General features: G+C 57.6%; 13 protein-coding genes. 8 read left to right on the top strand and 5 right to left on the bottom strand.

Going from position 1 to position 13,264, the window contains the following annotated elements; genetic code table 11:
* The first annotated feature begins 234 nt into the window (after positions 1-234).
* Positions 235-411 (top strand): histone H1, encoded by a 177-nt coding sequence (locus DW082_RS10015; protein WP_055201742.1) that lies wholly within the window; start codon positions 235-237, stop codon positions 409-411.
* Positions 412-502: 91 nt separating this feature from the next.
* Here the strand turns inward: DW082_RS10015 and DW082_RS10010 are convergent, their stop codons facing one another.
* A complete protein-coding gene (locus DW082_RS10010; protein WP_118458455.1) occupies positions 503-1,366 on the bottom strand; it encodes a TIGR01777 family oxidoreductase in 864 nt (287 codons plus the stop codon).
* Entirely contained in the window at positions 1,363-1,815 is a 453-nt protein-coding gene (locus DW082_RS10005; protein ID WP_259335594.1) for a pyrimidine dimer DNA glycosylase/endonuclease V, read from the bottom strand. The genes DW082_RS10010 and DW082_RS10005 overlap by 4 nt, the downstream gene beginning before the upstream one ends.
* 110 nt (positions 1,816-1,925) lie before the next feature.
* Between DW082_RS10005 and DW082_RS10000 the strand changes: the two genes are divergently transcribed.
* The 6 genes from DW082_RS10000 (at position 1,926) to DW082_RS14550 (ending at position 7,831) form a co-directional block, all read left to right on the top strand.
* A complete protein-coding gene (locus DW082_RS10000; protein WP_182424148.1) occupies positions 1,926-4,286 on the top strand; it encodes a TonB-dependent receptor in 2,361 nt (786 codons plus the stop codon).
* 72 nt (positions 4,287-4,358) lie between these two features.
* Positions 4,359-5,225 (top strand): alpha/beta hydrolase, encoded by an 867-nt coding sequence (locus DW082_RS09995; protein ID WP_055201748.1) that lies wholly within the window; start codon positions 4,359-4,361, stop codon positions 5,223-5,225.
* A 36-nt stretch (positions 5,226-5,261) separates the two neighbouring features.
* A complete protein-coding gene (locus DW082_RS09990; protein WP_118458449.1) occupies positions 5,262-5,576 on the top strand; it encodes a hypothetical protein in 315 nt (104 codons plus the stop codon).
* A 23-nt stretch (positions 5,577-5,599) separates the two neighbouring features.
* Entirely contained in the window at positions 5,600-6,136 is a 537-nt protein-coding gene (locus DW082_RS09985) for an alpha/beta hydrolase (protein ID WP_118458447.1), read from the top strand.
* Positions 6,137-6,272: 136 nt separating this feature from the next.
* Positions 6,273-7,247: a deoxyhypusine synthase family protein gene (locus tag DW082_RS09980; protein ID WP_055201750.1), complete on the top strand. Its 975-nt coding sequence runs from the start codon at positions 6,273-6,275 to the stop codon at positions 7,245-7,247.
* Positions 7,248-7,663: 416 nt separating this feature from the next.
* Positions 7,664-7,831, top strand: a complete 168-nt coding sequence (locus DW082_RS14550; RefSeq protein ID WP_182424147.1) for a hypothetical protein — start codon at positions 7,664-7,666, stop codon at positions 7,829-7,831.
* Positions 7,832-7,896: 65 nt separating this feature from the next.
* Here the strand turns inward: DW082_RS14550 and trxA are convergent, their stop codons facing one another.
* Together trxA and dnaE are read right to left on the bottom strand one after the other, a co-directional pair.
* The gene (gene trxA / locus DW082_RS09970) at positions 7,897-8,211 is read right to left on the bottom strand and encodes a thioredoxin (protein ID WP_101571152.1); all 315 of its coding nucleotides are present in this window, start codon (positions 8,209-8,211) and stop codon (positions 7,897-7,899) included.
* Positions 8,212-8,360: 149 nt separating this feature from the next.
* Positions 8,361-11,981 carry a DNA polymerase III subunit alpha gene (gene dnaE, locus DW082_RS09965; protein WP_101571153.1) on the bottom strand — a complete coding sequence of 1,207 codons (3,621 nt, stop codon included), beginning with the start codon at positions 11,979-11,981 and terminating at the stop codon, positions 8,361-8,363.
* A 176-nt stretch (positions 11,982-12,157) separates the two neighbouring features.
* Here dnaE and DW082_RS09960 point away from each other — a divergent pair, with 176 nt between their 5' ends.
* On the top strand, positions 12,158-12,424 hold the full coding sequence (locus DW082_RS09960; protein WP_055201758.1) for a DUF2007 domain-containing protein: 267 nt from the start codon (positions 12,158-12,160) through the stop codon (positions 12,422-12,424).
* Between the two features lie 20 nt (positions 12,425-12,444).
* Here the strand turns inward: DW082_RS09960 and DW082_RS09955 are convergent, their stop codons facing one another.
* Positions 12,445-13,260 (bottom strand): aminotransferase class IV, encoded by an 816-nt coding sequence (locus tag DW082_RS09955; protein WP_101571155.1) that lies wholly within the window; start codon positions 13,258-13,260, stop codon positions 12,445-12,447.
* Positions 13,261-13,264: the final 4 nt, after the last annotated feature.

Below are 13,264 nucleotides of genomic sequence, written 5' to 3'. Positions count from 1 at the left end.
TAGCGATTTGGAAAGGTATAGAAGAATTTGGCTTAACTCTCCTCAATACCAAACACTTACTTTATTTATCCAAATTTTGCCGTTTTTTTGCGAGTTCTTTGTATATTTGCAGGTGAAAATCAAACGGAAACTCAGCACAGAGGGAACTGCCTTGTCGTCGCTTTGCTTCAAAAAAGTCGAATTCCGGTTGCCTCCATGTATTTCCGAATGTCTAACTATTAATCGTAAAAGCTTATGAAAGAGTTGGTTAACCAGATCAAAGAACAAATTGACGTCTTTATGGCCAATGCAGATCTGCAGGTTGAAAAAAACAACAAAGCAGCCGGAACCCGTGCGCGCAAAGCAGCGCTGGAACTGTCCAAACTGCTGAAAGATTTTCGTAAAGTATCTGTTGAAGAAGCAAAAAAATAGTTTTCGACAACAAATTCGACAAACGGAGCGTCCTCAAAAAGGGATGCTCCGTTTGCTTTCGCTCCCCCCGGACGGGACCCGACACGGACGCTCACTTCTCGGCCGTTTTGCCGAGTTTCGACATAAACGCGGCGATCTCCGGCGCATTGAAAACGAATCCGGCATCCAGCAGTTTCCGGGGAATCGCGCACGGGCCCGAAACCAGCATACCGGAAGCCTCTCCATAAAGCAGCCGGAGCGCCCAACCGGGAACCGCCACGTGTAGACGGGCGGCGTAATGGCGGGCGGCGGCTCGGGCGAACGCCGCATTGGTCAGCCGTTCGGGAGCCGTCAGGTTGATCGCCCCGGCCAGCATATCCGACGAAAGGATAAAAGTCAGCGCACGCACCAGATCGCCAATGTCGATCCATGCAAAAATCTGCGCGCCCGACGCAATGCGGACGGCGATCCCTTTGCGAAACGGGAAAGCCATTTTTGCGAAAGCGCCTTCGTCCGGGGCGAGCACTACGCCGAAACGGGCGACCGCCAACCGTATCCCCGGAACCACCCGGCTCGCTTCCCGCTCCCAGCTTTCGCAGAGGTCGGACAGGAAGCTCGTTCCCTTGACCGCCGTGTATTCGTCGTAACAACCCTGATCGGGGTAATAACCGACGGCGGACGCCGAAACGAAAACCTTCGGCGCGGGATTCATTTCGTTGATTGCGGCCACCAGCTTACGGGTCGTCCCGATCCGGCTGTCGTACAGTTGCTTTTTATAGGCGTCGCTCCACCGCCGGTCGATCGGCGCGCCGGCCAGATTGACCACGGCCCCGCAGCCCGCAAGCGCCGCCGCGAGCGACTCCTGCGACCGGAAAGCCGAACGTCCCAGCGGAACGGCCCGATGCCCCAATCCCGTCAGATGGGCCGTCAGATGCGTACCGATAAACCCGGTTGCTCCCGAAATCGCAATTTTCATCGGATGATCTCCCAAACGGCCACTCCCCCCGTCGTAACCCGGAACAACGGATGCGGCTCGATGCTGCGCACGGCAATCAGCCGCATATAGTTTTTCGGGGAACGGAGTTCCAGCTTTCTTTTTAAATGTTCGAATTCATAATCGAGCTGTCCGCAGGAGACCGTCAGACGGACGACGGCAATGCCGAGCACGACCTTCGTCGCATCGAACCGGTACCCCCTGCGCACGGATTCTTCCCAGACGGCTTCGAGATAGCGGTCGATCGCCCGCACCGGGTCTTCCGCCTCCTTGAAACGCGCCAGTTGCGGATGGTTCCGGTAACCGGACGTCCGGCCGCAAAGCACCTCCCGCGCCAGCAACCCTTCGCGCCAGCAGGCCGTCAGACCAGCCGGATCCAGATACTTCGGATGTATCGACCACAATCGCATCGCTTTATCGGAATTAGACATTATCTTTGCCGGAAACTTCGCACGCCGCAATGAAAAAGCTTTGCCTTTACGGCCTTTTATGGCTGTTTCCGATCGTTTTATGCGCCACAACTTATGCCCAGACAAAACCGATGCCGAAAACGGGCACCGTCAAGGGCCGCGTGACCGGCAGCGGCGACGACCGGCCGATCGCAGGCATCACCGTGCGGCTCGCGGGCGACACTCTCGCGGGAACGTCGAACGGCGACGGGTTGTTCCTGATCCGCCGCGTCCCGGTGGGATACAACACATTGTATGTCGCCGCCGAAGGATTCCACGCGGTCACCACCGAATCGTTCCTGGTCACGGCATCGGACACCGCCGTGGTAAACATCGCCCTCGACACGATGCAGGTAGCGCTGTCGGAAGTCGTCGTGGCGGTTTCGCCGCTCGCGGCGACGACCGAATCCCCCGTGTCGATGCGGCGGATCGGAACCGAAGAGATCGATATGACGCCCGGCGCGAACCGCGACATCTCGAAAGTGGTGCAATCAGCCCCCGGGGTCATCGCCACGGCCATCCAGCGCAACGACGTGCTCGTGCGCGGCGGCGGAGCCAACGAAAACAAATATTACCTCGACGGCATCGAAATCCCGGTGCTGAACCACTTCGCCGTGCAGGGCGGATCGGGCGGCAACGCCTCGCTGGTCAACACCGACCTGCTGCGTTCGGTCAACTTCTACACCGGGGCGTTCCCGGCCGCGTTCGGCAACGGCCTCAGTTCGGTGATGGACATGCGGATGCGCGACGGCAACCCGACGCGGTTCAAAGGCAAACTGATCCTCGGAGCGTCGGATTTCGGGATCAACTTCGATACGCCGGTTTCGAAAAACGGCAAGACCACGCTGCTGGCCTCCTATCGTCGCAGCTACCTGCAAATGCTGTTCAGCGTACTCGGCTTGCCCTTCCTGCCGACCTATAACGACTACCAGTTCAAACTGACCTCGAAACTCGGCGCGTCGGACGAATTTTACCTGATCGGACTCGGATCGTTCGACTACAACCGGCTGAATACCGGACTGAAAGACCCCGACGACGATCAAAAGTACATCCTCGGCTACCTGCCCGAAAACAGGCAGTCAAGCTACGTGTTCGGCGCGGGATACGTGCACCGTTTCCGGGCCGGGCAACTGCGCGTCGTGGTCAGTCGTAACGCTTTTACGAACAAACTCTACAAGCACGAACGCAACGACAAGTCGCTGCCGCGCACGATCGATTACAATACCGAGCAATCGGACAACCGGGTGCGGGCCGAAATCGAATTGCGGTCGGTCGGCGGCTTCCGCTTTACGGGCGGCGTCGGAGGCGGCAGCGGGCACTACGACAATACGACCCGGCGGCCGACTTACACCGGTGGCCAGCTCCGCACGGAACGGTTCGACAGCCGGCTCTCGTTCGGACGCTACGAACTGTTCGCCACGCTGAGCCGGGAATTTTTCGGGGAACGCTTTTCAGTGCTGCTCGGGCTACGGGCCGACGGAACGACCTATTCCTCCGAAATGCACAACCCGCTGCGACAACTTTCGCCGCGGCTGAGCCTCTCTTACAACTTCCGGCCGCAGTGGACGTTCAGCGCTTCGGTCGCGCGATATTACCAGGAACCGCCCTACACGTCGATGGGATACAGGGACAGCACCGGCGTACTGATCAACAAAGCGAACGGACTGCGATACATCGCCTCCGACCATTTCATCGCGGGAATCGCCTTTACGCCCGACGCGCACTCGCGCATTTCGGTCGAAGGCTTCTACAAGCGCTACTCGGACTATCCGGTATCGCTGATCGATTCGCTGCCGGTATCGACCGGCGACTTCGCCGACTATACGATCGGGGACGTTCCGGTGCGGTCGGTCGGCAAAGGACGCGCCTACGGGGTCGAACTCTCGTACCGCAACACGAACCTCGCGAACACGGTCGTCAACGTTTCGTACACGTTCCTGCACTCGCAGTTCAACCGTCCCGGCGCAGACCTGCGCCCGACGGACGAGTACGTCTCCTCCGATTGGGACGTGCGGCACATCCTGAACGTCTCGGCGATCCACAAGTTCGGGCGCAACTGGACGCTCGGCGCCAAATGGTATCTGACCGGCGGCAGCCCCTTCACGCCCTACGATTTCGGCCTCTCGTCGCAAACCGGAGCCTGGGACGCCCGACAGAGGCCCTACTACGATTACGCGCTGTACAATTCGCGGCGACTGCAGGCTTTCCACCAGCTCGACGTGCGGGCGGACAAAGTATGGTACTTCGCGAAATGGCGGCTCGGATTCTACGTCGACATTCAGAATCTCTACAACTTCAAAGCGGCCGGGCAGGATATCCTGATGCCCGAGACCGACGCTTCGGGGCAATACGTCCCCGATCCGCAGCGCCCCGGACACTACAAAATGAAGACCGTCGCGCACGACATCGGCGGCACCGTACTGCCGACGCTTGGCATCACCGTCGAATTTTAACGTACCGCACGCAAGCGCTTTGACGAACCGTACAAATTAGCTACCTTTGTTAAAATCGGATTTTTAGATACTATGAAAAAACAACTATTGACCGCCGTCGGCGCGCTGCTGTGCGCTCCGGGCGGATTCGCCCAAACACCGCAGGCGCTGCCGCTGTACCCCGACGGGGCCGTGGAAAGCAACGGATTCTCCGCAGCCGACGTCCGGCTGACCGCCACGAACCTCGACAAATGCGCGGAAGCCGATTATTTCGTTTTTCCGGCCGATCCGGCGCAAGCGACCGGACAGGCCGTCGTCATCTGTCCCGGAGGAGGGTATATCTCGCTGGCTTACGGTCACGAAGGACTCGACGTGGCCGAATGGATGAACGAGCACGGGATAACCGCCGTCGTACTGCGTTACCGGATGCCGAACGGGCATCCCGAAATTCCATTGAAAGACGCGCAGACGGCCCTGAAACTGGTGCGGCAGAAGGCCGCCGACTGGCACGTCGACCCGAACCGGGTCGGCATCATGGGATTTTCGGCCGGAGGGCACCTCGCCGCGACCGCAGCCACCCACTTCACCGGCCCGGAAGACCGGCCCGATTTCTCGATCCTGATCTACCCGGTCATCTCGATGGATTCGATCACGCATCAGGGATCGAAGGACAACCTGTTGGGCACGAACGCCCCGGCGGAGCTGGCCGAGCGCTATTCGAACGAAAAACAGGTTACCGACCAAACGCCGCGGGCATTTATCGCGCTCAGCGACGACGACAACGGCGTACCGCCCGCCAACAGCATCGGTTACTATTCCGCGCTCAAAAAGCACAACGTGCCGGCCGAACTGCACGTTTATCCGAGCGGCGGACACGGATGGGGCTGGCGCGATTCGTTCGAATACCACGACGAACTGCGCGCTTCGCTCGGCCGCTGGCTCGAAGAAATCCGCAAATAAGAATCGCCGAAAGCCCGTTACGATGAAAAAAATGGCATGGCTGGCAGTCCTTCCGCTGCTGTTGTCCGCCGCCGAAAGCCCGGGCCGGACACCCGAACCGAACCGACGCCCGAAGCGTTGCCGCTCTACCCGAAAGGCGCGCCGGAGAGTAACGGCCTGTCGGCGGACAGCGTCAAAGTATTACCCGACGTGATTTTCGGGGCGGTCGACGCCGACTACCTGGTGCTGCCGGCCGATCCGACGCAGGCGACCGGCCAGGCCGTCGTCATCTGTCCCGGCGGAGGATACGGAGCCGTCTGCTTCGATCACGAAGCTTACAGGTCGCCCGATGGTTTAATACGCAGGGCGTAACGGCCATTGTACTGCGTTACCGGATGCCGAACGGCCACCCCGAAATCCCGCTGAAAGACGCGCAGCAAATGCTGGAATTGGTACGCAAACAGGCCCCGAAATGGCGCGTCGATCCGCACCGGGTCGGCATCATCGGATTCTCGGCCGGAGGACACCTTGCCGCAGCCGCCTCGACGCTGTTCACCGGAGCGGACAACCGTCCCGATTTCACGATCCTGTGCTACGCGGCCACCTCGGACGATCCGGACATCATCGACAAGGAGACCTTCGGCAACCTGATCGGCCCGGACGCTTCCGCACCGGAGACGTTCCGTTATTCCTGCGAAAAACAAGTGACGGACCGAACGCCGCAGGCATTCATCGCCCTCAGCGACGACGACGACAACGTCCTGCCGGGCAACAGCACCCGCTACTACACGGCGCTGAAAAGCCGCAACGTTCCGGCCGAACTGCACATTTTCCCGACCGGCGGTCACGGCTGGGGCTGGAGCGAATCGTTCCGCTACAAGGACGAACTGCGCGCCGCGCTCGGCCGCTGGCTCGAAGAAATCCGCAAATAAAGAGTTTCCCTTATAATTAAGGAATAATTCACGGCGGAATTTCCTACCTTTGCGGAGGTCCGCTGCAACAACAGCGGAAACTTGTGTTCGAGACGACCTAAATAATACGATTACATATTAAACTCAATCAAAAAAAATGGAAAAGGGACCTATTTCTCAATTCATTACGCACCACTACCGCCACTTCAACGCGGCTGCGCTGATCGACGCCGCCAAAGGATACGAAGCCCACATGCAGGCAGGGGGTAAAATGATGATCACCCTCGGCGGTGCGATGAGTACCGCCGAACTCGGCATCTCGCTGGCCGAAATGATCCGCCAGGACAAAGTGCAGATCATCACCTGCACCGGCGCCAACCTCGAAGAAGACATCATGAACCTCGTCGCCCACTCGCACTACAAACGCGTGCCGCACTACCGCGACCTGACGCCGCAGGACGAATGGGAATTGCTCGAAAACCACATGAACCGCGTGACGGATACCTGCATCCCGGAAGAGGAAGCGTTCCGCCGCCTGCAACAACATATCTTCAAGATATGGAAAGACGCCGACGACAAAGGCGAACGCTACCTGCCGTACGAATTCATGTACAAGCTGCTGCGCAGCGGCGTACTGGAGCAGTACTACGAAATCGACCCGAAGAACAGTTGGATGCTGGCCGCCTGCGAAAAGAACATTCCGATCATCGTTCCGGGATGGGAAGACAGCACGATGGGCAACATTTTCACGTCGTACGTCATCAAAGGCGAACTGAAAGCCTCGACCGTCAAGGGCGGCATCGAAACGATGATCTTCCTGACCGAATGGTACCGCGCCAACAGCGGCGGCAAAGGCGTCGGATTCTTCCAAATCGCCGGCGGCATTTCGGGCGATTTCCCGATCTGCGTAGTGCCGATGATGTACCAGGATCTCGAATGGGAAGACGTGCCGTTCTGGGCCTACTTCTGCCAGATTTCGGACTCGACGACCTCGTACGGATCATATTCGGGCGCCGTTCCGAACGAAAAGATCACCTGGGGCAAACTCGCTCCGGACACCCCGAAATTCATCGTCGAATCGGACGCTACGATCGTGGCCCCGCTGATTTTCGCATACGTGCTGGGCTGGTAATTCCGCGCGCAATCGATTTCACAAAGCGGCCGGAACCTGCCGGCAATACACAGAAGCCTGGAGACATTGTAAATACGGTCTCCAGGCTTTGTCGTCGTATATCCCCCCCTGTTCCATCATCCGATATCAACCATCTTCTCCCGACAACAATCAGCGGAGCGCCTCGCTACCTGTATAAATCGGGGGAATTGAAGACGACGGTTTACGGTCACAAGAAGAAAAGGACGGGGGCTTCGATTCGGCGTCGGATAAAGAATTTCGTTTCGACGACTACGTTACGACCGTTTCCAGAAACAAAGCCCGTAGGTGGTTCAATGCCGGTACAGTGTATCTATACTTTGCCGGTAGACGACCCATACAAGAAAGGTTATGTGTATTGTACGGGTGTGGTTATCACCAAAAAAGACCGTGTCGGCATGGCATTGAAGATGTACTTTACCGACAGCGGAAAGAAAAAGGAATCCCGCTATCTCCGTTCGCTGCGCAAAAAGATATGGTACCGCAACGACGAATGGAAATACGATGCGGACATCGTCGCACGTACGGCTCAAAAATACTACGGAGAAAATATGTTCGGCGGATAGGAGATCGCACAAAACAAACGATAGGGAGAGTCGCCCCCCTATCGCCATGAAAACAGAATACGAGTTTACAGAAGTTTTGCGATTTTCTCCGCGAATACGTTTTTCGGAGCCGCGCCGATCTGCTTGTCGACGATCTGCCCGTTCTTGATGAACAAAATCGTCGGGATGTTGCGGACGGCATACTGCACGGCGATCGCATTGTTCGAATCGACGTCGCATTTGCCGATCGTCACTCTGCCTTCGTATTCGCCGGCCAGTTCGTCGATGATCGGAGCGACCATCCGGCAGGGGCCGCACCATTCGGCCCAGAAATCGATTACCAGCGGCTTGCCCGAATCGAGCAATCCCTGCAGATTTTCGGATGTGATAGTAAGTGCCATAATTTCGGTATTTTTAAAGTTTATGTTTCACTGTGGTCGTACAAAGGTCATAATAACATCCGACAAAAGCACGCGGCGACGGCAAAAGTAATCAACAACTTATTCAACATTCCGACTGGCAGACGAATACACACTTACGGATCAAATAGTTACATCAGCGTATACTGCAACGCATAGTCTTCCAGAAACCGCACCATGTCGCCGGTCATATCGACCTTCACGCTCTTCGAATACAAATTTACTGCCACATCGGCTGCCGGATCGTACACCTTGACGCGGAGCATCACCTTACCGCGGTTGTCCTTCACCGTACAGGAAAGCTTCCCGATCAACTCTTCGGTCAGATCGTTCACCGGTACCATTACGGTAACCTCTTTCATCAGCGTTTCCTGCGCTTCGGAAAGCATCATCATCGACGTGATTTTCGCTTCGAGCTCACTCGGATTGTAGATGCGAGGACCCACCTTCCCCCGGATGAACAGGTAATATCCTTCGAACATATAGCGGCGGAAATTCTCGTATTCCTTCGAAAAGAGCACGAATTCGTGCGAACCGTTGTAATCCTCGATCGTGAACCGTCCGTAAGGCTTGCCGGTTTTGGTCGTCAGGTGCATCACCGATGTCACCATGCCGGCGACCATGAAGTCGCGCCCGTTCATCGACGACAGGTCGGACAGGTCGCCGAGCGAGCAGTTGCAATAGTGACGGATAATAACCGAGAAATCGTCCAGCGGATGCGACGACAAGTAGATACCGATTACCTCGCGTTCGCGGTTCAACATTTCCAGCTTCGACCACGGCGTATGCTGCGGCGGCTCCGGCTTCTGCACCGAAGACTCGGCGGCCGTTTCGCCGAACAGGCTTTGCTGCACGTTGTTTTTGTCGTTCTGGATGCGGTTTCCGTAACGGATCAGCGCGTCGAGCATCGTCATATCGTGGTCGTCCTTGGCCAGGTAAGCGCTCCGCGGGAACGAACTGATCGTGTCGAACGCTCCGCCGAGCACGAGGTTTTCGAGCGTTTTCTTATTGACGGCCTGCAGGTTCACCCGTTCGACGAAATCATAGATCGACGTGAACTTACCGCCCTCTTTGCGCACCTCGATGATATTCTGGACGGCGGCCTCGCCCACGCCTTTGATCGCCGCCATGCCGAAACGCACGTTGCCGTCCTCATCGACCGAGAAGCGCGACTTACTGTAATTGACGTCCGGGCCCAGTACCGACAGCCCCATCCGCTTGCACTCGTCCATAAAGAAGCTGATCTTCTTGATATCCGACAGGTTGCGGCTCAGCAGCGCCGCCATGAATTCGGCCGGATAATGCGCTTTCAGGTAGGCCGTCTGGTACGAAACGTAGGCGTAGCAGGTCGAGTGCGACTTGTTGAACGCATACGATGCGAACGCCTCCCAATCGCCCCATATCTTTTCGCAGATTTTCGGGTCGTGACCGTTCTTTTTAGCCCCTTCGATGAACTTGGGCTTCATCTTATCCAGCACGTCCCGTTTTTTCTTCCCCATCGCCTTGCGCAGCGTATCGGCCTCGCCGCCCGAAAAACCGGCCAGCTTTTGCGACAGCAGCATGACCTGTTCCTGATAGACCGTAATCCCGTACGTGTCCTTCAGGTACTCCTCCATGTCGGCAATCTCGTAGGTCACCGGTTCCAGCCCGTGCTTGCGGGCGATGAAGTTCGGGATGTACTCCATCGGGCCCGGGCGGTACAGCGCGTTCATCGCGATCAAATCTTCGAACCGGTTCGGCTTCAGGTTGCGCAGGTGCTTTTTCATGCCCGGCGACTCGAACTGGAACAGGCCGGTCGTCTCGCCGCGGCTGTACAATTCGTACGTAGGGCCGTCGTCCAGCGGGATCGCGTCGATATCGAGCTTCCGCCCGGTCGTCGATTCGATATTTTCGAGCGCATCCTTGATAATCGACAACGTTTTGAGTCCCAGGAAGTCCATCTTAATCAGGCCGACGCTCTCGACCAGCTTGCCTTCGTACTGCACCACGTTCAGCTCGGCGTCCTTCGCGATCGCGATCGGGGCGAACAGTTCGAGGTCATCCTGCCCGATAATCACGCCGCAGGCATGTACGCCGGTCTGGCGCACCGACCCTTCGAGCTTCTCGGCATAACGCATCGTATCGCGCACCAGCGGGTCGGGCGATTCCTTCTCGGCCAGCAGTTCGGGAGATTCTTTATAGGCTTTCGGGAACGACATCCCCGGTTTTTCGGGAACCAGCTTCGCCAGGCGGTTGCTTTCCGAAAGCGGCAGCTTCTGAATCCGCGCCACGTCTTTGATGGCCATTTTCGGAGCCATCGTCCCGAACGTGATGATCTGCGCGACGCGCTTGCTGCCGTATTTTTCGGTCACGTAATGCAGCACGTCGGCGCGGCCGTCCTCGTCGAAATCGACGTCGACGTCCGGCAGCGAAATACGATCCGGATTCAGGAAACGTTCGAACAGCAGGTCGTATTTCATCGGATCTATGCTGGTGATTTTCAGCGCATAGGCAACCACCGACCCGGCCGCCGACCCACGACCCGGCCCGACCGACACGCCCATCTCGCGCGCCGCACGAATAAAGTCCCACACGATCAGGAAGTAACCAGGGAACCCCATCCACTCGATCGTCGACAATTCGTATTCGATCCGTTTGCGCACCGCCTCCGAAAGCGTGCCGTAACGTTTTTCGGCACCCAGGTAGGTCAGGTATTCCAGGTAGCGGAACTGTTTCGAGATCATCAACCGTTCGGACAGTTCCGGATGACGCGCGATCACGTCGTCGAGCGACGCGCAATCGTTCACTTCCGCGCGCAGCGCCTCGTCTTCCAGCTTTTTCAGGAAGGTTTCTTTCAGTTTGTCGAGCGGTATTTCGAAATCGTCCGGGATCGGAAAGTTCGGCATCAGCGGCTTGTGTTCCAGCGAATAAGACTCCACTTTAGCGGCGATCTCGGCCGTCGTAGCGAGCGCTTCGGGATGATCCGGGAACAGCGCGGCCATCTCCTCTTCGCTCTTCAGATACTCCTGGAACGTGTACCGCATCCGATTCGGATCGTCCAGGTCGCGGCCCGTGTTCAGGCAGATCAGCCGGTCGTGCGCCGGCGCGTCGTCGGCCATGATGAAATGCACGTCGTTCGACGCGATGTACTTGACGCCGTGTTCGGCCGCCAGCCGCAGGATCACTTCGTTGACCTTTTTCTGGTTCTCGTACACCTGCGCGTCGATCCGCGCGTTACCGCTCGGATGCAGTTGCAGTTCGAGGTAGTAATCCTCTCCGAAAATCGACTTAAACTCCTCGACGACGCGGTGCGCCTCGTCGATATTCCCGTGCATGATCGCCTGCGGAAGCTCCCCGCCGAGACAGGCCGAGCAGCAGATAATCCCGTCATGGTACAGCCTCAACAACTCTTTATCCACACGCGGACGGTAATAGAATCCCTCGATAAAGGCGTACGAAACGATACGCGCCAAGTTATGATACCCTTCCAGGTTCTTGGCCAGCAGGATCAGGTGGTCGCCGCGGTCGTCCTTGCCGCTTTTGTCGAAACGGCTGCCGCCCGCAACGTACACCTCGCATCCGAGGATCGGTTTGATCCCCTCTTTTTCGGCCGCATCGTGAAACTCCTTCACGCCGAACATGTTGCCGTGATCGGTAATCGCCAGCGACGTCATGCCCAGTTCTTTGGCGCGTTTGAGCAACGGTTTGATCGCAGCCGCCCCGTCCAGGATCGAATATTGGGTATGTACGTGCAGATGTGTAAATTGAGCCATTTCAGATTCGCTTTTAATGATGTATCCCGACAAAAATAACGAAAAAATAGTTGTCCCGCGGCATCCCCGGCGGGAATTTATTCACAAATTATCCCTATATTTAGAACATGCGGAACAACCGGCGACGATCCGATATTTCCGCCTGATTATCAATGTCGTACTAAAAACCGAATGCGATGGACGATTCGAAACTGGTAGTAATCCGGAGCTTCTCCTCGGTAGGGGAAGCCTCCATTTACAAAAGCCTGCTGGAAAGCAGCGGAGTACCGTGCGAACTGCTGAACGAACTGACGGCCGAGGTGTTGCCGATCCGCAACGAGATGATGCCCGTCCGGCTGGTCGTCAACGAGGCGGACGCCCGCCGGGCCGAAGAGATCCTCGGGGCGAAGTTCGATCAGGAAGAATTCGATAAGGAGAGCGCCAAACGGCGGAAAAAGCCGTAGCCGGAACGGGACGAAACGCTTCAGAGCCGCACGTCGTTGATCCGTTCGGCGAGTTTCACGGCCATCAGGTTGAAGTAGCGGTAATCCCCGTAACCGAGCAGCGACACGATTCCCTGCACCGAAACGGTAAAGGCTTCTTCGCAATGGGTCAGCATACCCCGTGTCAGCGGGCATTCGCACACCGCGATCTTTTCGGCGCGGCAGACGGCAAGCACCAGCCGCCGCATCACCGAATCGGTCGCCCCGGCTGCCAGCGGCGTCGTAAACACCTCGCCGGCGGAGACGAGGAACAACGGCTCGTCGTCGACGTGGGTCAGCGTCCCGTCCCGGTTCTCGAGAACGGCGAGTTCCGCTCCGGCTCGGGCAGCCGCATCGCGTCCGAATGCCGCCGAAAGCAGCGAAACGGAAGTCGGATATCCCGGCCAGGCGCAATCGCACGGAAACACGTCCAGCAGCGGACGCTTATGCCACAGCACGTAACGCGGATAATAGAGCGGAGCAGCGGTCTCCAGCAGCCAAGACGGTTCTTCGGCATCGGATTCCAGCCCGTGCGGAAAAACGCGCAACGTAATCCGACTGCTGCCGTGCGGATAACGATTGGCGTCGAGCAACGCCCCGACCGCCTGTCGCAACGTCGGTTCGGGGAGGACGAACGGCACGCCGCAAACCCGCTCCACGGCCTGCCCGAGAATTTCCAAATGCGCATCCGGGAAAAGAATCCGGCGATCGAAGGCATGCATCTGCTGATAGACGTAATTCGTCGAAAGCAACCGTTCCGGCGCGAATCCCCGCTCTCCGGGAACGACGAACGCCCCGTTGTAACAAACCGTATCCATCGCA

The organism is Alistipes sp. AF48-12 (genome assembly GCF_003477565.1).
GTDB lineage: Bacteria > Bacteroidota > Bacteroidia > Bacteroidales > Rikenellaceae > Alistipes_A > Alistipes_A hominis.
This window is presented reverse-complemented; position numbering and strand designations above follow the sequence as displayed.